The organism is Micromonospora sp. NPDC049366, from assembly GCF_044466625.1.
In the GTDB taxonomy this organism is placed as follows: domain Bacteria; phylum Actinomycetota; class Actinomycetes; order Mycobacteriales; family Micromonosporaceae; genus Micromonospora.
This window is the reverse complement of the sequence record NZ_JBITMV010000022.1, coordinates 76,959-94,092: the sequence shown is the minus strand read 5'-3', so window position 1 is coordinate 94,092 and position 17,134 is coordinate 76,959. Positions and strand designations below refer to the sequence as shown.

The 17,134-nt window shown below is 71.5% G+C and carries 24 protein-coding genes; 23 read left to right on the top strand and 1 reads right to left on the bottom strand.

Annotated elements, in window-relative coordinates; all coding sequences use genetic code 11:
- Positions 1-447: 447 nt before the first annotated feature.
- Positions 448-1,299, bottom strand: coding sequence for a hypothetical protein (locus ACIBTV_RS27340; RefSeq protein ID WP_396709408.1), 852 nt, complete (start codon positions 1,297-1,299; stop codon positions 448-450).
- A gap of 376 nt (positions 1,300-1,675) precedes the next feature.
- On the opposite strand from ACIBTV_RS27340, the gene ACIBTV_RS27335 reads away from it, so the two are divergent.
- From ACIBTV_RS27335 to ACIBTV_RS27225, 23 genes are all read left to right on the top strand, one after another.
- Positions 1,676-2,050 carry a hypothetical protein gene (locus ACIBTV_RS27335; protein WP_396709407.1) on the top strand — a complete coding sequence of 125 codons (375 nt, stop codon included), beginning with the start codon at positions 1,676-1,678 and terminating at the stop codon, positions 2,048-2,050.
- Between the two features lie 358 nt (positions 2,051-2,408).
- Positions 2,409-2,975, top strand: a complete 567-nt coding sequence (locus ACIBTV_RS27330) for a hypothetical protein (RefSeq protein ID WP_396709405.1) — start codon at positions 2,409-2,411, stop codon at positions 2,973-2,975.
- Positions 2,972-3,340, top strand: coding sequence for a hypothetical protein (locus ACIBTV_RS27325; RefSeq protein WP_396709403.1), 369 nt, complete (start codon positions 2,972-2,974; stop codon positions 3,338-3,340). The genes ACIBTV_RS27330 and ACIBTV_RS27325 overlap by 4 nt, the downstream gene beginning before the upstream one ends.
- Before the next feature lie 79 nt (positions 3,341-3,419).
- Positions 3,420-3,902 carry a hypothetical protein gene (locus tag ACIBTV_RS27320; RefSeq protein ID WP_396709402.1) on the top strand — a complete coding sequence of 161 codons (483 nt, stop codon included), beginning with the start codon at positions 3,420-3,422 and terminating at the stop codon, positions 3,900-3,902.
- Between the two features lie 3 nt (positions 3,903-3,905).
- Positions 3,906-5,600 carry a hypothetical protein gene (locus tag ACIBTV_RS27315; RefSeq protein ID WP_396709400.1) on the top strand — a complete coding sequence of 565 codons (1,695 nt, stop codon included), beginning with the start codon at positions 3,906-3,908 and terminating at the stop codon, positions 5,598-5,600.
- Positions 5,601-5,613: 13 nt separating this feature from the next.
- Positions 5,614-6,006 carry a hypothetical protein gene (locus ACIBTV_RS27310; RefSeq protein ID WP_396709398.1) on the top strand — a complete coding sequence of 131 codons (393 nt, stop codon included), beginning with the start codon at positions 5,614-5,616 and terminating at the stop codon, positions 6,004-6,006.
- A 17-nt stretch (positions 6,007-6,023) separates the two neighbouring features.
- Entirely contained in the window at positions 6,024-7,634 is a 1,611-nt protein-coding gene (locus ACIBTV_RS27305) for a phage portal protein (RefSeq protein WP_396709396.1), read from the top strand.
- A 1-nt stretch (position 7,635) separates the two neighbouring features.
- Positions 7,636-8,871 (top strand): hypothetical protein, encoded by a 1,236-nt coding sequence (locus ACIBTV_RS27300; protein ID WP_396709394.1) that lies wholly within the window; start codon positions 7,636-7,638, stop codon positions 8,869-8,871.
- A 95-nt stretch (positions 8,872-8,966) separates the two neighbouring features.
- Entirely contained in the window at positions 8,967-9,371 is a 405-nt protein-coding gene (locus tag ACIBTV_RS27295; RefSeq protein WP_396709392.1) for a hypothetical protein, read from the top strand.
- 3 nt (positions 9,372-9,374) lie between these two features.
- Positions 9,375-10,415 (top strand): hypothetical protein, encoded by a 1,041-nt coding sequence (locus ACIBTV_RS27290; protein WP_396709390.1) that lies wholly within the window; start codon positions 9,375-9,377, stop codon positions 10,413-10,415.
- A complete protein-coding gene (locus ACIBTV_RS27285) occupies positions 10,412-10,558 on the top strand; it encodes a hypothetical protein (protein ID WP_396709388.1) in 147 nt (48 codons plus the stop codon). Before ACIBTV_RS27290 ends, ACIBTV_RS27285 begins: the two co-directional genes overlap by 4 nt.
- 92 nt (positions 10,559-10,650) lie before the next feature.
- Positions 10,651-11,523 carry a hypothetical protein gene (locus ACIBTV_RS27280; RefSeq protein WP_396709387.1) on the top strand — a complete coding sequence of 291 codons (873 nt, stop codon included), beginning with the start codon at positions 10,651-10,653 and terminating at the stop codon, positions 11,521-11,523.
- A 61-nt stretch (positions 11,524-11,584) separates the two neighbouring features.
- Complete coding sequence (locus tag ACIBTV_RS27275; protein WP_396709385.1) at positions 11,585-11,977, top strand: head decoration protein; 393 nt, start codon at positions 11,585-11,587, stop codon at positions 11,975-11,977.
- Between the two features lie 14 nt (positions 11,978-11,991).
- Positions 11,992-13,014, top strand: a complete 1,023-nt coding sequence (locus ACIBTV_RS27270) for a major capsid protein (RefSeq protein ID WP_396709383.1) — start codon at positions 11,992-11,994, stop codon at positions 13,012-13,014.
- A 14-nt stretch (positions 13,015-13,028) separates the two neighbouring features.
- Positions 13,029-13,364: a hypothetical protein gene (locus ACIBTV_RS27265; RefSeq protein WP_396709381.1), complete on the top strand. Its 336-nt coding sequence runs from the start codon at positions 13,029-13,031 to the stop codon at positions 13,362-13,364.
- 66 nt (positions 13,365-13,430) lie between these two features.
- Positions 13,431-14,138 (top strand): hypothetical protein, encoded by a 708-nt coding sequence (locus ACIBTV_RS27260; RefSeq protein ID WP_396709379.1) that lies wholly within the window; start codon positions 13,431-13,433, stop codon positions 14,136-14,138.
- Complete coding sequence (locus ACIBTV_RS27255; RefSeq protein WP_396709377.1) at positions 14,122-14,436, top strand: hypothetical protein; 315 nt, start codon at positions 14,122-14,124, stop codon at positions 14,434-14,436. Before ACIBTV_RS27260 ends, ACIBTV_RS27255 begins: the two co-directional genes overlap by 17 nt.
- A gap of 13 nt (positions 14,437-14,449) precedes the next feature.
- On the top strand, positions 14,450-14,842 hold the full coding sequence (locus ACIBTV_RS27250) for a hypothetical protein (RefSeq protein WP_396709375.1): 393 nt from the start codon (positions 14,450-14,452) through the stop codon (positions 14,840-14,842).
- Positions 14,839-15,246 carry a hypothetical protein gene (locus ACIBTV_RS27245; RefSeq protein ID WP_396709373.1) on the top strand — a complete coding sequence of 136 codons (408 nt, stop codon included), beginning with the start codon at positions 14,839-14,841 and terminating at the stop codon, positions 15,244-15,246. The genes ACIBTV_RS27250 and ACIBTV_RS27245 overlap by 4 nt, the downstream gene beginning before the upstream one ends.
- 66 nt (positions 15,247-15,312) lie before the next feature.
- A complete protein-coding gene (locus tag ACIBTV_RS27240; RefSeq protein WP_396709371.1) occupies positions 15,313-15,972 on the top strand; it encodes a hypothetical protein in 660 nt (219 codons plus the stop codon).
- Positions 15,973-16,107: 135 nt separating this feature from the next.
- Positions 16,108-16,305: a hypothetical protein gene (locus ACIBTV_RS27235; RefSeq protein WP_396709369.1), complete on the top strand. Its 198-nt coding sequence runs from the start codon at positions 16,108-16,110 to the stop codon at positions 16,303-16,305.
- A gap of 29 nt (positions 16,306-16,334) precedes the next feature.
- Positions 16,335-16,676 carry a hypothetical protein gene (locus tag ACIBTV_RS27230; protein ID WP_396709367.1) on the top strand — a complete coding sequence of 114 codons (342 nt, stop codon included), beginning with the start codon at positions 16,335-16,337 and terminating at the stop codon, positions 16,674-16,676.
- Between the two features lie 176 nt (positions 16,677-16,852).
- Positions 16,853-17,128, top strand: a complete 276-nt coding sequence (locus tag ACIBTV_RS27225; RefSeq protein ID WP_396709365.1) for a hypothetical protein — start codon at positions 16,853-16,855, stop codon at positions 17,126-17,128.
- The last annotated feature ends 6 nt before the right edge of the window (positions 17,129-17,134 follow it).

The window sequence follows — 17,134 nt, the reverse complement described above, 5'->3', positions numbered from 1 at the left end:
CGCGTAGGGGCGGCCAGCGGGCGGCCAGCGGGCGGCTGGAGGGGCGCGCGTAGGGGCGGCCAGCGGGCGGCTGGAGGGGCGCGCGTGGGGGCGGCTGGAGGGGCGCGCGTGGGGGCGGCCAGCGGGCGGCCAGCGGGCGGCTGGAGGGGCGCGCGTAGGGGCGGCCAGCGGGCGGCCAGCGGGCGGCTGGAGGGGCGCGCGTAGGGGCGGCCAGCGGGCGGCTGGAGGGGCGCGCGTGGGGGCGGCCAGCGGGCGGCCAGCGGGCGGCTGGAGGGGCGCGCGTGGGGGCGGCCAGCGGGCGGCCAGCGGGCGGCTGGAGGGGCGCGCCAGCGGGCGGCTGGAGGGGCGGCCAGCGGGCACGAAAAAGGGGCGCGCCCCGTGTGGGACGCGCCCCCGTGTGGGTAGCGCTAGCGGGGGCGCGCCCCGTGTGGGACGCGCCCCCGTGTGTCAGGCGAGCGTGGCCACCGCCCCGGCAACGATCGCGTCAATCTCCGCCCCGGCGGGGCGCGCGTCATCCGCCACGCGGTGAACCATGATCGCGCGGGCGGCCCGGTCCGTCATCACGTGCCACGCCGCCCCGGCGCACACGCCCCCGTTGCGGACGTCCGCAGCGATAGCCTGCCGCACCGCCTTTGCGGCAGCCTTGACCGGAATGCCAGCGATCAACCCGAATCGCCGCGCCCCGTCGTCGTCCATCTTGGCGCGCATGGTCGCCTTGGCGGTGGCCGCCTTGGCGGTGCGGGTGCCGGTCGTCTTGGCGGTGGCCGCCTTGGCGGTGCGGGTGCCGGTCGCCTTGGCGGTGGCCGCCTTGGCGGTGCGGGACGCGACCGTTTCCGCGTGCCCGATGATTTCGGCGACCACGTCGGCGGGAACGTCCGCCTTGGCGAGCGCGGTGCGGATGATCTCGGCGAGCGTGGCGTCTGCCTTGGCGGTGGCCGCCTTGGCGGGTGCGCTGGCCGCCTTGGCGGTGGCGGTGCGGGTGCCGGTCGCCTTGGCGGTGGCCGCCTTGGCGGGGGCGCGCCCCGTGAGATCGATGATCTCCACGTTCTTGTCCGCCCACGTGGCCAGGCACTCAGCCGCCGCGCCCGGGGTGGCGGACACCCAGCCGCCCGCCGCCTTGTCGTGGGTCCAGCCGAGACCCTTCCCGCCCATCACGAGGAACGTGCGGCCGACCCCGTCAATGTGGAACGGCAGACCGGTCAGGATCACGCCCCCGTCGGCGGTGCGGGCCAGCGTCGGGGTGGCCGCCTTGGCGGTGGCGGTGGCGGTGCGGGCGGTGCGGGTAGCGGTGCGAGCCATGGTGTGTGCCTCCATCGGTCGGGTGTCGTTCGGACCGTCCGAACAACGTTGAGCCGCCAAGGTGTCAAACGACCGGCCGGTCTGTCAAATCGATCTTGCAAAACCGCAGGTCAGGCCGCATGTCCCATGATCATCACGGCTCGTGCCCGCGTAGGGGTAGGGGGGGACCCCCGCGCGCATGCGCGAGGGCACCGGTACGTTCTGGGCCTCGCGGCGCGTGCAGGTTCGAAAACTTCGAGTGCCGAATTTTCGGGTGCTTTTGCCCCCTGACGATCTTCGTGTCATCGTGGCCGCACGGGTGATCTGTATCCACACGGCGGGTGAAGCCCCAGGCCAGCGATGGTCTGGGGCTTCGTCGTACGCGGGGGAGGTGCAGATGCGTATCAACCGCGACGCCTACCTGACCCGCGCCCAGGCCGCGATCGTGACGCGCGTGAGCGCCGACGCGATCGGCAAGTGGCACGCCCGAGGGTGGTTGAACGCCGATGGAGCGCGTCAGCACCTGACCGTCAAGCGCCTCCCGAACGGCAACCTGCTCTACCGGCTCGGGGACATCCTCGACGCCGAGCGTGACACCGCGCGCAACCCAAACTCGCGGCGCGGCAGCAAGAGGTCCGCGACCCAGCTCCGAGCGACTCCTTCTCCTTCTCGCGCGCACGCGCGCGAGGGTCGGCAGGCGCCGAGCACCGGGGCGGCCCCGCAGGAGAGCTGCCCGCCGCGTACTCCCTTCCACCTCCCGGCGGCTGCCTGACGCTGCGCCGGCTCGGCACGACGAGGGGGTGGCGATGTCGGGGAAGTGGGCGGGAAGCACCCGCCGCAAGCGGCTGCCACCGAACTGGGAGCAGCTCCGCGCCGAAGTGCGCGACCGTGCGGGCGGCCGGTGCGAACACGTCGACGACGACGGGCGCCGGTGCCCGCTCGCTGGCCGGGACTGCGACCACGTCACCCCTGGCGATGACGACTCTCTCGCCAACCTCCAGTGGCTCTGCCCGGGACATCACAGCTCGAAGAGCGGGCGAGAGGGCGCCGCGGCCCGACCGCGTGAGCGCCGGCCACCGGAGAAGCACCCGGGACTGCTGTAGTTCCGACCCATCCCCAAGGAGGTGCGGGTGACGACCGTAGTCGCAGCCGCAGTCAACGGCACCGTCTACATGGCGGCCGACAGCGCCACCAACGTCTACGAGCGTCCGATCATCGGCGGCATCCGGAAGCTGCTGCGCATGCCCGCAGGTGAGGGTGGCGAGGTGCTGATCGGCGTCTGCGGCTCCGGCGGGTTGCCCGGCTGCATCGCGGCGAGCCTGAAGATCGACGGCGTGCCACAGCCGGGCGAGGACGTCAACGCGTGGGCACATGCCGTCGCGTGCGCGATCAGCGAGATCGCCAGCCAGGCTGGCCTGGTCGACGACGGGAAGATGGACGGCGGCGTGCTGCTCGGCTGGGACGGCCGGCTCTGGTCGATCGGCCACTCCACCGCCTGCGCGCACCCTGACGGCCGCGCCGCGCTCGGCTCCGGCGAAGGCCCGGCGATGGGCGCACTGGACGCACTGCTCGACGAAACCGAATGGCACCCGGAGAGCGCGGTGCGTCGCGCGGCCACGATCGCGTGCCGCCGCGACCGCTACTCCGAGCCACCCGTCTGGCTGGAGGTCCTCCGGCCCGCAAGCGAGTCGGTGTGAGCGGTCGAGTGGTGAGAGACGGCAAGAGGTACAGCCCTTTCGACCCTGACGAAGTCCACGCCGACCTGCGGACCGATCCGGCCACGGCGATGCGCAGCATCCTTCTGCAGCCCGCCGTCGTCGAAGCCCACCGCGACTGCTCGACCTGCCTGGATCTGACCCGCGAACTGGCGCCCGAGACGTCGCGGCGAGCGCAGCTCCGCATCTCGATTCCGCAGCTTGCCACCGCGCTGCGGCTGCCCCACGGCATCCGCGTCGCGCGGATGTTCGTGTCCGACGACCCGCAGGTGCTGCACGTGGTGATCGAGGGCGACGCCCTGGACGAGGTGCCGCTCATCGCGCCCACGCCGGTCGTCGAGTTCTGACCCTTCTGCACTTCTCGCGAGCGGCCGTCCCCGGCATGGGGGTGCTGCTGCTCCCTTCCCGACATGGGAGTTGATCAGCATGGCCAAGCCCGGCCCGGCCGCCAAGGCCAACAAGCACGGCCGCGCCCCCTCGGGGGACTGGACCGAGGTCGTCAACCTGCCGTACGAGGGTCCGTCGCTGGACCTGCCGAAGCCGAGGCGCGGCGGCCCGAAGTGGCTGCCCGAGGTGGAGGCGTGGTGGGAGCAGGTGCGGAAGATGCCGCACTGCGCGCTCTGGGAGCCGTCCGACTGGGTGTTCGCGCTGGAGACGGCGTACATGAAGAACGACTGGTGGATGGAGTACCACGGCGGCGTCGTGCACTCGACGAAGAGCACGGAGATCCGCCGGCGCGAGGACCAGATGGGCACGACGCGGGAGGCGCGGCGGAAGCTGCTGATCCGGTACGTCGAGCCGGTCGACGAGACAGACGAGGAGACGACGCCCGGGACGGCGCCGGTCGCGCAGGGCGGTGGGAACGTCATCGGGATCGACTCGCGGCGCGCGCGCGTAGCGGCGGGCTGACCCGTGCCGCGCACTCTGGTGCGCGCCCCCGGCACCACCCGCACGCGCAGCTTGGGATGGCTCGCGAACGCCTGGATGGAGTTCTTCGTCCGGCACGGCCGCGGCGGCGTCATTGGCCTGCCGATCGTGCACGGCGACGAGATGATGGGCTTCGTCGTCGACTGCTACGCGCTCGACGAGAACGGGCGCTCGCCCTACGACTCGGTGTTCTTCTCGCGGCCGAAGGGCTGCGACAAGTCCGGGCTGGCCGCCCGGTTCGCGCTGTTCGAGGCCCTCGGCCCGTGCCGGTTCGCCGGATGGGCGAAGGGCGGCGAGGTCTACCGGGATCCGTGGGGGCTCGGGTTCGTGTACCGGTACGAGCCGGGCGAGCCGATGGGCAAGCCGGTGGCGTACCCGATGGTCCGGATCATGGCCACGGAAGAGGGCCAGACCGGCAACATCTACGACTCCATCTACTACAACCTCACCGACGACGAGTGCCCGCTCTCGCAGGTCCCTGGTGTTGACGCTGGCCTGACTCGGGTGTATTTGCCCGGTGGTGGGGAGATTCGCCCCAGTACAGCCAGTTCTGCCAGTAAGGACGGCGGGCTCGAAACATTCGTGGCGCTCGATGAGACGCACATCTACAACACGCCTGAGCTGCGGCGGATGTACGAGACCGTCACCCGTAACCTGCTCAAGCGGAAGTCCGAGGGCACCTGGTACCTCGAAACCACGACCATGTTCGCCCCCGGGGAGAACAGCGTCGCGGAGAGCACCTTCGAGCTGGCCGAGGCGATCAAGGAAGGCCGCACGCGGCGGCACCGGCTGCTGTATGACCACCGCTGGGGCGAGTGCAGCGACCTGACCAAGGCCGACCAGCTGCGCAAGGCGATCGAAGAGGCGTTCGGCGAGGCGATTGCCTGGCAGGACATCGAAGCGATCATCGACGAGTTCTACGACCCGCGTAAGCAGGTCGCGGACTCGCGGCGTTACTTCCTGAACGCGCAGACCAGCGCAAGCGACGCGTGGCTTACCGCCCAGGAGTGGGCCGCGTGTGCCTCCCCGGACAAGCATCTCGTCGACGGGGACCTCGTCACCCTCGGCCTGGACGGCGCCGTCCGGGATGATGCCGTCGCGCTCGTCGGCTGCCGCATCTCCGACGGGCACCTGGAACTGCTCGGGTTCTGGCAGAAGCCGGCCGACTACCACGGCGACGACTGGCGAGTTGACACCATCGCGGTCGACGCGGCGGTGGCGAAGGCCATGGCCCGCTTCCGGGTGGCCGCGTTCTACATGGATCCGCCGTACATGCAGGAGCTCTGCGACAAGTGGACGGCGGAGTACGGGGAGCAGATGCAGGTCAAGGCCACCCAGGGCAAGCCCCTGGAGTGGTGGACCAACCGGCCCCGGGCGATCGTGTCCGCGCTGGAGCGGTTCTACGAGGCCGTACGTGCCCTATCGGTCAGCTACACGCCGGACTACGCCCTCGACGACGAGGACGCGAAGGCCCGGGCGTCGACCCTGCGCACTCACCTGCTTAATGCTCGCCGCCGGGTGGGCCGGGCGGGCATCACCATCTCGAAGGATTACCCAAAAAGCTCGAAGAAGATCGATGGGGCCATGGCTGCCGTGCTCAGCTACGAGGCGCGCGGCGACTGCGTCGCGGCCGGTGTCGGCGGCGACGATGGTGGCTTCGTGCCCGTGCGCGTCCGCTGAACGGAGGTGCCGGGTGATCGTTCTTCGCCGCTACCGGGAGTACCGCCGCCGCGGCCGGATCCTCGCCGAGCGGGGCCGGGCGTACGGGGCGGGCCGGCCTCGCGACTGGCTGTGGTGGGCGCTGATCGACGAGCTGCAGAGCGCGCGCTACGGGATCCGCAACGCGTTCGACATGTACGTGCCGCTGCCGGCGGCGTGGGACATCGCGCTGAGCTGGTGGGACCGCCGCCGCCTCATCGAGTGCCACCCCGGCTTCGCCGACGACAGCATCGAGGTGCCTGGCTGGTGCCCGCTGTGCTCGGCCCGCTGGCACGCCGGGCGGCCGATCCGTCATCGCCCGTGTGCCCGGGCGCTGGAGCGTTTCGTCGAGCTGCGCTTTCAGGACCGGACCGCCCGTAGGGGCTGACCCGAGAGGGGGTGTCGGTGGCGATCGACGTCAGTCAGCGACGCTCCCCAGGGTGGTGGCTGCACCGCTTGTTCAGCCAGCTCGCAGACCGTGAGCGCCGCAACCGGCTGCAGTTGCTGTTCGACTTCGGTCGCGGTGAGGCGCCGCTGCCCGACGGGCTGGAAGCCGCCCGGGAATCCTTCCGGATCTTCCTGAAGCAGAGCCGGAGCAACTTCGCCGGCCTGATCGTCAACGCGGTCGCGCAGCGGATGACGCCGACCGGGTTCCGCACAGCCGTCGACGACGACGAGACCGGTGACGCCGACGCCGCGGCGCTGTGGAAGCGCGCGGGCATGGACGTCCGCTCGACCGACCTGCACAAGCTGATGCTCACGATGGGCGAGGCCTACGTCATCGTCGGGCCCGTCGACGCGGAGACCGGAGCGCCTGTCATCACCGCCGAGGATCCCCGCACGATGGTCGGGGAGCCGGACCCTGCGATCCCGTGGCGGCTGCAGGCGGCGCTGAAGGTCGTGCACGACGACGTCGAAGGCGTCGACCGCGCGTACGTGTACCTGCCCGGGCAGGTGTTCGTGGCGACCCGCCGCAACCAGCTCGGAATGGTGGGGTGGGCGCCGACTGACCGGACACCCGGCCGGGCGTTGTCGTCGCTGATGTTGTCGTTCGACCCACGCAGTTGGGACTGGGACACCGAGCGGGGAGGCGCGGCCGGGCAGCAGCTGACGCACGGCCGGATGCCGGTGGTCCGGTTCCTCAACGAGGACGGCCGGGGCGAGTTCGAAGAGCACATCGACCTGCTCAACCGGATCAACAACGTGATCCTGCACCGCATGACGATCAGCACGCTGCAGGCGTACAAGCAGCGCGCGGTCAAGGGCGTGCCGACGACCTACCCGGCGGGGCACCCGAAGGCTGGGCAGACGATCGACTACTCCGAGGTCTTCACCATGGACCCGGCGGCGCTGTGGCTGCTGCCGGCCAGCGCTGATATCTGGGAGTCCGGGCAGGTCAACCTGGACGGCATCCTCCAGGAGGCCAAGGACGATATCCAGACGCTCAGCGCGGTGTCGAAGACCCCGATGTCGCAGTTCATGCCGTCCGGTCAGAACCAGAGCGCGGAGGGCGCGAACGCGCAGCGCGAGGACCTGGTCTTCAAGTGCGAAGACAGGATCACTCGCACCAGTCACCCGTGGGCGTGGGTGATGAGCCTCGCGTTTGAGGAGGTTGGGCAGCGCGACCGCGCTGACCTCGCGAGCCTGGAGGTCCTCTGGCGTTCCCCGCAGCGGCTGTCGCTTCAAGAGCGCGCGGACGCGGCTACCAAGGCCACTGATATCCCGTGGCGGACCCGCATGGCGACCATCTGGGAGTTCCGGCCCGGTGACATCGACCGAATGGCAGTCGAGCGGGCCGACGAGATGCTGTTCGAGGCGCAGTTGGCCGCGCAGGCCGCCGCGCTCGCCGGCACCGACCTGGCGCCGCAGGGCCCGCCGACGGGCCGGCCCGGCCAGCGGCCGACGCCGGCCGCCGCGGCGGCCAACGCGCCGCAGGTGCCCACGCCGGCCGACCCGCTCGCGGACCCGTTGCAGGGCCTGCCCCGGCCTTCCGGAGGTAACGCGGGGGTGAGGTGACATGCCCACCGCCGACGGTCAGCTCACCGCAGCCGAACTCGCCGCCGTCTACGCCCTGGTGCAGACCCAAGCCGCGATCCGGCAGCAGTTGGTCGACCTGGCCGCCGGCGGCGTGGTCGCCGCGTTCCGTGCCCTGCACGACTGGTACGACGGGCTGGAGGTCATCCTCGCCGCGCTGCAGGCGCTGCGGATCGTCCAGCCGGCGCAGCGGCGCATGGCTGAAGTGACCGACGCGTACCTGTCGCGGGTGCTCACCACCATGACCGGGCGGCCGTACCGGCCGATCGGCGCGGTGGACGTCACCCGGTTGCGGCGGGAGCTGACCGAGGACCTGCTCGACGTCATCGACGAGGTCGCCGACGAGGAGATCATCCCCGACGGCGACCTGGACGTAGACCGGCTGTTCCGTGAGCCGGGCGAGAGCATCGAATCCCGGCCCGACCGGGCGCCGGCCGAACCGGTGGACGACCTGCCTGTGATTCGCACCCGCGACCGGCTGCGGCAGGTCGCCCGGCCGGCGGACATGGTCGAGGTGTACTCCCGGGTCGCCGCCGAGTACCGGTGGCGGGTGTCCAACGGCGAGCACCTCGCCCGTGCGCGGGAGGCCGCGCTGGCGCGGGCCCGGGCGCTCGCGGAAACGGACATCTCCCTGGCTGCGCAGCAGCAGGAGTACGTGGTGATGGGCCGCGTGCCGGAGACGGACGCGATCGGGTGGCGGCGGGTGCTGCGGCCCGAGCTGTCCAAGGGCGGCTCGTGTGGCCTGTGCATCGTCGCCGCTGACCGGATCTACCGGAAGCGGGACCTGAAGGCCATCCACAACAACTGCCACTGCATCGTCGTGCCCGTCGGCAGCGCCGCGGACCCCGGGTTCCAGCTCAACCGCGAGGACCTGGACCGGCTGTACAAGGCGGCTGGCAGCACCGGCGGCGGGAAGCGGCAGGGCGGCGCGCTGAAGTACGTGCGCGCGGTCATCACCGAAGACGGCGAGCTCGGCCCGATCCTCGCCGAAGCACCGCAGAGCGTCCGCACGCGGAAGTCCCGGCGCAGCGCCCGGCAGGCGGTCGAGCAGTCCCGCCTGGGGCGGATCCTCACGCCCGAGGAACGGCTACCAGGCCTGCTCAGGCAAGCCGACAACGCGCGCCGCAGGTACGAGGCAGGCGAGACGCGACTCGCGCCCGCCATCGACTACCTCGACCGAATCATCGACGAGGTTCGCGCCCAGATGGCCGGCGTGTAGCCGGCCACCACAGACCGGGCCGGCCGGGGTGAGGGGATGCACGCCGGCCGGCCCTCTCCACATCCCCAGCGTCCCCAGCTTGGAGCCCACTACCTATGCGTATCCAGGTCCTGCACCTGCCCGACGACGTCGCCGACGGCCACGACGTTCCCCGCTTCGCGCTCGTCCTCGACGAATACGGGGAGGGCCTCGCCGCCGAGGCCACCGACAGCGAAGCCGACAAGGCCGCGGAGAGGTTCCGGGCCTTCGCGCTGCACTGCGGTGCGCAGGACGGCCTCGTGGTCGACCGTCGCGTCGAGATCGTCGAGAGCACGATGCCGGCGGAGTTCATCACGGACGTCGTCACGCAGCTCGACCAAGTGATCGGCAACCGGCTCAACGAGCACGTCGCCGCCCGCGACCAGGTAACCCACCACTTCAGCCAGCCGGCCACCGTGACCAACGGGACCTTCCTGCAGCAGTGGACCGCTGCGGAGCGGCGCCACGCGCAGGTGCGGTGAGCCATGTACGCGTTCTCCATCAACTACCGCGAGCGTGACGGCAAGCGCTCACCCCGCCTGCACCGCGGCTTCTGGGTGCACAGCCTGCCCCGGCTGATGCTCGCCTGCCGGCTCCTCGGGCACCGGCCCGTCGTCGACGGCACTCAGGCCGTCAGCCGCCACGACACCCCCGCCCGGTGGGTCGTGTGCGACCGGTGCGGGGTACGCGGCGAGCCGCAGGGCAGCCTGAACGCGCAGCGATGGAACATCGGCGACCGCTACACCGGGCCGTGGTCCGCTGGCCAGCCCGACGGCGTCGACGACGCCCAAGCCGATGCGGCCGGGTTCGGCGCGCCCCGGCAGGTGCCGGGCCCGCTGCCGAAGTCGTCGACCGGTTCGATCGGCGGTGAGGTCGCCGTCGGCCACAAGGACATCCGGATCGTGGGGTTCTCCCTGAAGGTCGGCAACGCCGGGTCGGAGCACACCCTCGCCGCAGCGCTGCACCTCTGGTGGGGGTCCCTGTACCTGCACACCGAGCGGTTCGGCACCTGGCTGCAACGGCGCCTCAACCCGACCGGCTACGAGTCCCGAGTGATCGAGCTCGAAGCGTTCGCCGGCCGGATCTGGTGGAAGCTCTGGGCCCGCCGCGACAGTTCGTCCGCCTCCGACCCGCGCTGGCAGCGCGGCAACCTGCAGATCGACCCGCGCACGCTCCTGCTCGGGCCGAAGCGGTACGCGTACGCCGACGTTGGCGCGAAGGTCACCGAGACCGTGTACCTGCCCGACGGTGAGCAGCACCCCGTGGTGCTGCAACTGCAGCGCCGGGCGTACGGCCGCAAGCGGTGGCGCAAGCGCGAGTCCTGGTCGGCCGCCTGGGAAGCCCCGCGCGGCCTCCCCACCAAGGCCGGCAACCGCGGCCGGGTCTACGGGTCCGCCGTCGACGTGTCCGACATGGCCGTCGCCTCCGGTCTCTGGCCGGCCGCCGCCCGCGCCCGCATCTGCGACTGGGTGATCCGCGAACGCACCCGCAACGGCTGGAAGCCGAGCGCGGAGCAGCGGGGATGACCGTACGGGTCCGAATGGTCCGGCTGCTGCTGGACCTGATCTGCCTCGTCGTGGGGCACCGCCTCGCCGCCGGCCTGGGCCGGGGTTGCGTGCCGGGCTGCTGGTACTGCACCCGCTGCGGCCGAGGTGACCACGCAACCTGACCAGCGCAAACACATAGACCACCCGCCCTTAGAGGCGGGTTTTTTCATGCCCGGCATGGGCGCTTATCCGACCAACCCGACATGGGGAGATCATGCACATCAGCCTGCCCATCCACGCCCGCACCGGCCTGGCCGCCATCGGTTGGCGCAAGCCGCGTGTGGGGGAGACCGGTCCGCAGCCGATCTGGCCCGTCATGGGCGGATCGCAGCCGATCGGTGAGCCGCCGGCAGCGACCAACCCGCCCGCACCCGCGCCGCCCGCGCCGACCCCGCAGCCGCCGGTGCCCACGCCGCCGGCGAACGCCCCGGTTCCGCAGCCCAACCCGGCGCCCGCCACGGGCAACGGTGAGCACGGATTCCCGGAGAACACGCCGCTGGCGCAGATGAACGACGCGCAGCAGGCCGCGTACTGGCGCTACCACGCCCGCAAGCACGAGGCCCGCGCCAACTCGATGTCCGACTACGAGCAGCTGAAGGCCAAGGCCGCCGAGGCCGACCAGCTGCGCCAGGCAGCCATGAGCGAGCAGGAGCGGGCCGTCGAGGCCGCCCGCGTCGAAGGCCGTCGGGCCGCGCTGGACGAGTCCGGGGCCGCCCTGGTCGAGCAGTTCATGACCGCGGCCCTGCACGGCCGGCTGGACACGGCGCAGATCACCGCGCTGATCTCCCCGCTGGACCGCAAGCAGTTCCTCACCGCCGATGGGCTCCGGGTCGACACCGACAAGGTGAACGCCTGGGCCGCCGTCGCCGCCCCCGTCGCCCCGGCCGCCCCGGCCGTGCCTCCGGCGCAGGCCGCGCCCCCGGCAACTCCCGCCCCCGCCGCCGCGCCCGCCACGGGCGTGCCGGCCGCACGGCTCGACATGGGCCAGGGGACCCCCACCGTCACGAAGCCGTCCGGGCTGGAAGCGGGCCGACTGCTCGCCCTGCAGCGCCACGGCCAGACGAGCACCAACCAGCCCGCCGCGTAGCAGGCCATCTCTCCGCGCGCTGGGCGCACACGCATCTTCCTGCTGAAAGGAACTGTCCACTATGGACATCACTGTCCGTACCGAGTCCTTCGGGGTGGAGGACAGGTCGTGGCTCGCGTCCGCACACGGCGCCGACGCCACCCGCACCATCACCCTCGATCCCGCTCTGTTCACCGCCGCCACCCACTTCCCGAACGGTGTCCTCAAGTCCGGCACCGTCCTCGCCCGGGTGACCGCGACGGGCCTCTACGGCCCCTACAACAACGCGCTGGCCAACGGCCAGGAGGTCGCCGCCGGCCACCTCTTCAACAGCGTGCGGATGAAGACCGGCGGCCCCAAGCGGGGCGCGCCGCTGCTGGAGCACGGCTTCGTCCTGGAGTCGAAGCTCCCCGCCAACCACGGCCTGGACGCCGCCGCGAAGGCGGACCTGGCCGGCTGGATCAAGTACCGCTGAGGAGCCCCTGAAAAATGATCGACTTCGATCTCGTGGAGCCGGCGGTCCTGACCGGCTACGTCCGGAACCTGCCCGGTCCGGCGAACCTGACCCTGAACCGGTGGCTGCCCGACCGCACCATCGGCGACATCGAGGTGGCCTGGAACACGCTGTTCCGCACCAACCGTGCGGCCAAGTTCCGGGCATTCGATGCCGAAACGCCCATCGGCAAGCGTGATTCTTTCCAGCGGCAGCGCGTCGCTCTCCCGCCCGTCGGCCAGAAGACCGTCATCGGCGAGGAGGAGCAGCTGCAGCTGGAGCGCGTGCGCTCCGGTGGCGACAACACCGCCCGCCTGGTGGAGGCCGTCTACAACGAGGCCGAGCTGAACACCCGCGCGACCCTGCTGCGGATGGAGCTGGCCCGCGGCGACGTCCTCACCGACGGCATCGTGTCCATCACCGAGAACGGGCTCACCATCGAGGCCGACTTCGGCGTCCCGGCCGGCAACAAGGTCACCGCCGGAACCGTGTGGAGCAACTACACGGACTCGGACCCGCTGACCGAGATGCGGTCGTGGGCCGACACCTACACCGACACCGCCGGTGAGGAGCCCGCGTACGCGCTGACCTCGCGCAGTGTCGTGGGGCACCTGCTGCGCAACGACACGCTGCGCGCCATGGCCGGCAACGTCAACGGCATCCCGCCGATCCTGACCCGCCAGCAGCTCAACGCGATCCTGGACGCCCACGACCTGCCGCAGATCGTGGAGTACAACACCCAGATCGACGTCGACGGCGCCAGCGCCCGGCCGATCCCGACCGACCGGATGATCTACCTGCCGCAGGGCCCCGTCGGCTACACCGCCTGGGGCATCACCGCCGAGGGCCTGGCCCTCGCCTCCGGCGAGAACCCGAGCCTGGAGTTCACCCAGCTGCCCGGCCTCGTCGGCGTGGTGATGAAGGAGGGCGACCCGGTCCGCACCTGGACCAAGGTCGCCGCAGTCGGCATGCCCGTCATCGAGGACGGCCGGCGGCTGTTCGTCGCCGACGTCCTCTGATCGGCGGTCCTGACATGGCACGACTGCAGGGATACGTGCACGTCCACGGCGGGGTCTACGGCCCCGACGACGACGTGCCCGCCGACATCGCTCGGCTCATCACCAATCCCAAGGCATGGGAGGGCGGCCAGGCGCCCACCTTCGCGCCGGCACCCGACCCGACCCCGGCCCCGGCCGGTTCGGGTGACGGGCCGGCCCGCGTCCCGGCTCCGCCGCGGTCCGGACGGGGCTCCGGCCTCGACGCCTGGCAGACCTTCGCGAAGGCCGCCGGCCTGGAGTTCGCCGACGATGCCACCCGCGACGACATCATCGCCGCCGCCGAGAAGGCGGGCGCGATCGACGCCGAGTAGCTCGCACCCGCCCGGGGGTCAGGCCCGTCCTGACCCCCGGGCGGGGCAGCTCGGAAAGGGGTGCCGGTGAGCGTCGTCGACGTCGGAGACCAGGTCGAAGTCGCCTTCACCAGCGCCGCAGACGCCACCGTGTCGGTGACCTGGATCGACCCGGCCGGCACGCCGGTCACTGCCGACACGCCAGTGCCCGAATCGCCCACCGAGCCCGGCCGGTACGTGGTGACGCTTCTACCGACCGTCGCTGGTGTCTGGGAAGCCCGGTTCCGGGCGACCGGAGCCGCGACCGCAGTGGAGCGGTACTTCGTGCGGGCCCGGTCGATCGACGGTCCGCCACCGCTCGCGACGGTCGGCGAGGTGGGCGAGCTGTACGGCACCATGACGCCCGCGCAGGAGACCCTGACGGCCGCGCTGCTACGCCGTGCGTCGGAGATGCTGCGGGGGCAGTTCCCCGACCTGGCCGCCCGGGTGGCCAGCGGGCAGCTCAGCGCGGACGCGCCCGCGATGGCCGTCATCAACATGGTGCTGCGCGTGCTGCGCAACCCGGACGGCCTCCGCGCTGAAACCACCGGTCCGTTCTCGAGGACCTACGACACCACCGTGGCGGCCGGCCTGCTCGTCGTCAGCGACAGCGAGTTGGCGCTGATGACGCCCGGCACCGCCGAGGCGGGCGCTCTGCCCGTCAGCGTCGTGATCGGCCGCCCGGGCCTGGCCAGCAACACCTGGGGCGACAGCATCGAGTACCAGAAGGGCTTGCGCCATGGCCCTTGGTGGTGACCAGGTAACCATCGCCGTGATCCGGCCGCCCGCCAAGGACGGCTTCGGGGATCCGCTGCCCGGCACCGACGTGGAAACGATCGTGCCTGGCTGCCTGTTCGCGCCCGGTCCCAGCGCCGAGAACCTCGTGGCCGCGATGCAGGTCGACAGCGACGCCACCGTCTACGCCCCACCCGGCACCGACGTGCTGCCCACGGACCGCATCCGCGTACGCGGCGGCGTCTACGAGGTAGCCGGCAAGCCGCAGGACTGGGGCCGCGCAGGCGTCGTGATCCTGCTGCGGCAGGTCACCGGCTGACGGGAGGTGTCCCGTGGCGCGCCTGCTCAGGTTCCAGCTCAACCGCAAGACCGTGAAGGCCATCGCAGTCGGACCCGAGTGCCGGCAGATGGTCGCCGACCACGCCGACCTGGCGAAGACGTTCGCCGAGACCCTGTCCACCGGCCTGCGCAGCAACGAGGAGCACCAGCACTACCAGGACTCCTTCGAGGTCGAGGTCAAGGTGGTGCACGGCATCACCCCGGAGTGGCCGCTGACCCGGATCGCGGCCCGCCTGTCCAACAGCGCCCCACACGCCAACATGGTCGAGTTCGGCAGCGTCCGGACCACCAAGAACGGCGACGTGGTCGTCACCGAAGGCCAACACATCCTGGGCCGCACGCTGGACTTCCTGCATTCCCTCGACCACCGGCTGAGTCCGGAGTGACCGCGCCCTGGAGCCGGTTCCCGGACGTACAGCGCGCACTCGCGGCCCTGCTGGAACCGCTGGCCGGTGGGGCCGGGCACACCGGCGCGCAGACGCCGGAGAACCTGCAGCAGGTCCTGCCGTTCATCCGTGTCTACCGCCGCGGCGGCAGCAGTGACCGCTTCAACGACTACGCCAGCGTCGAGGTCGACGTCTTCGCCGCCACGTACGGCGGGGACAGCGGCGCGGAGGCCCTCTCCGAGCGGGTCCGCCAGTTCCTCACCGGCCAGCCACACGCCATCGGGCCCGTGGTGCTCGACCGGATCACCTGCACGAGCGCCCCGGCCGAGCGGCCGTGGGCGCCGGACGTGCGCCGTATCGGCGCGACGTACCAGGTCGTCTCGCGGCGCTACGCCGCGAGCTAAGCCCACTCCACCCTCCGCCCCGCCTTGTCGGGGCTTTTTTCATGCCTCGACCCAGAAAGGCACGGCATGCCGTACTCCGCACTCCGGGACAAGAAGCAGGAGCTGATCCGCAAGGCGCGCGACGGCTCCGTGTTCATCGCGCCGAAGTCCGCAGCGCTGCTCACCACCCTCACCACCGGCGCGACCGCCGACCTGGTGACCCTGCCGACCGAGTGGGAGGACCTCGGGTGGATGTCCACCGCGGGTGCCACCTTCGGCCGCACCACCGAGTCGTCGCAGGTGCAGTCCTTCGGCTCGACCGAGCCGACCCGTGAGGACATCACCCGGGACACCATCACCATGCAGGTCGTCGCACAGCAGACGTCCCTGCTCACGATCGGCCTGTACACGGGTGTCGACACCGCCAACCTGAAGGGCGCCGTCACGACCGGCGAGGTGTCGATCGAGAAGCCGACCTTGCCGAACCCGCGCTACTACCACGTGCTCGGGCTCTTCGTCGACCAGTCCAGCGACGGCGAGATCTACCTGGCGAGGTACATGCCGAACGCCCGCATCACGGAGTTCGGCGAGCAGCAGTACGGCGAGGGCGACGACCCGATCTCGTACCCGATGACCTTCACCGGGTTCGACGACAGCGACGCCGGCTACAGCCACCGCTGGATCTTCGGCGGCCCGGGCTGGCTCGCGCTGCTCGCGGACATGGGCATCACCCAGGCCACCAGCTGACGCACGCGATCGAGGGGGCGACGGATCACCGTCGCCCCCTCTTCGCATGCCCACGACCGCCGGGGCGGCCCGCTGTGGGCTCGGGCCGCCCCGGTGCACCACCGCAGCCCACACCCCGAACACGAGGAGTCCGCGATGGCCCGCCAGCGCAGCGCCTACCCCCTGAAGACCTTCGAGAAGGACGGCAAGGAGCGGGCGGCGTACTCGCCCGCCGACGCGGTCGCCCTTCGCTTCGACGGCTGGACCGAGAAGCCCGCGGCGAAGCCGGCCCGTCAGCCGGACGCCACCCCCGCCCAGAAGCAGCAGGCCGCCGGCGGCGGCAGCAGCAAGTAGCCCTACCCAGCAGAGGGAGCCCACAGCTCATGACCGACGAGACCCCGAACAGCCCCGACGCCGTCACGGACGAGCCGAACGTCGCGCTCGACCTGGACAGCCTGGAGCGTGAAGACTCCAAGGGACCGTTTCCGTTCCGCCACAAGGGCCGCCGCTACCTGCTCAGCGACCCGCAGGAGATCGACTGGCAGCGGCTGCTCATCGCCCAGCGCGACCCGGTGTACTTCATCACCCTCGCCCTGCCGGCCGACGACCGTGAGGCGTTCTTCGCCAGCGAGATGCCCGGCTGGAAGATGAACAAGCTGATGGAGCGGTACGTGAAGCACTACGGGCTCACGAGCCCGGGGGAAGCCGCCGGCTCGCCAGCCTGATCGCCAGGTACGGGCGGGCCATCGAGGCAGACCTACCCCGCTTCTACCCGGGCACCGACCTGGGCACGGAGTGGCGGTCGCGCCGCTGGCGCCGACTGCTGAACCTGATCGACCACCTGCCCCGCAACTCCCACTTCGTCGAGGCGCTCGCCTCCGACGACGCCTGGGCGGAGCAGGTGCTCGCCACCAACCCGAAGAGCGCGCCGCCGCGGCAGCGCCTCTCGGAGTGGACGCCGGAGATGGAGCGGCTCACCGACCTTTACGACCTGGTCAACGAGGTCATCCGGGTGCTCGTGGCCCTCAAGGGCGGCAAGCCCGGCAACAGCAAACCGCTCCCGCGTCCGGTCAGCGCCCTCGACCGCGCCAAGGCCCGCAAGCGGCAGGCCAAGCACCGATCCCTCGTCGCCCGGATGTTGCCGCACGTGCAGCACGGCGACAGCCCTCCGGCCTGAGCGCGA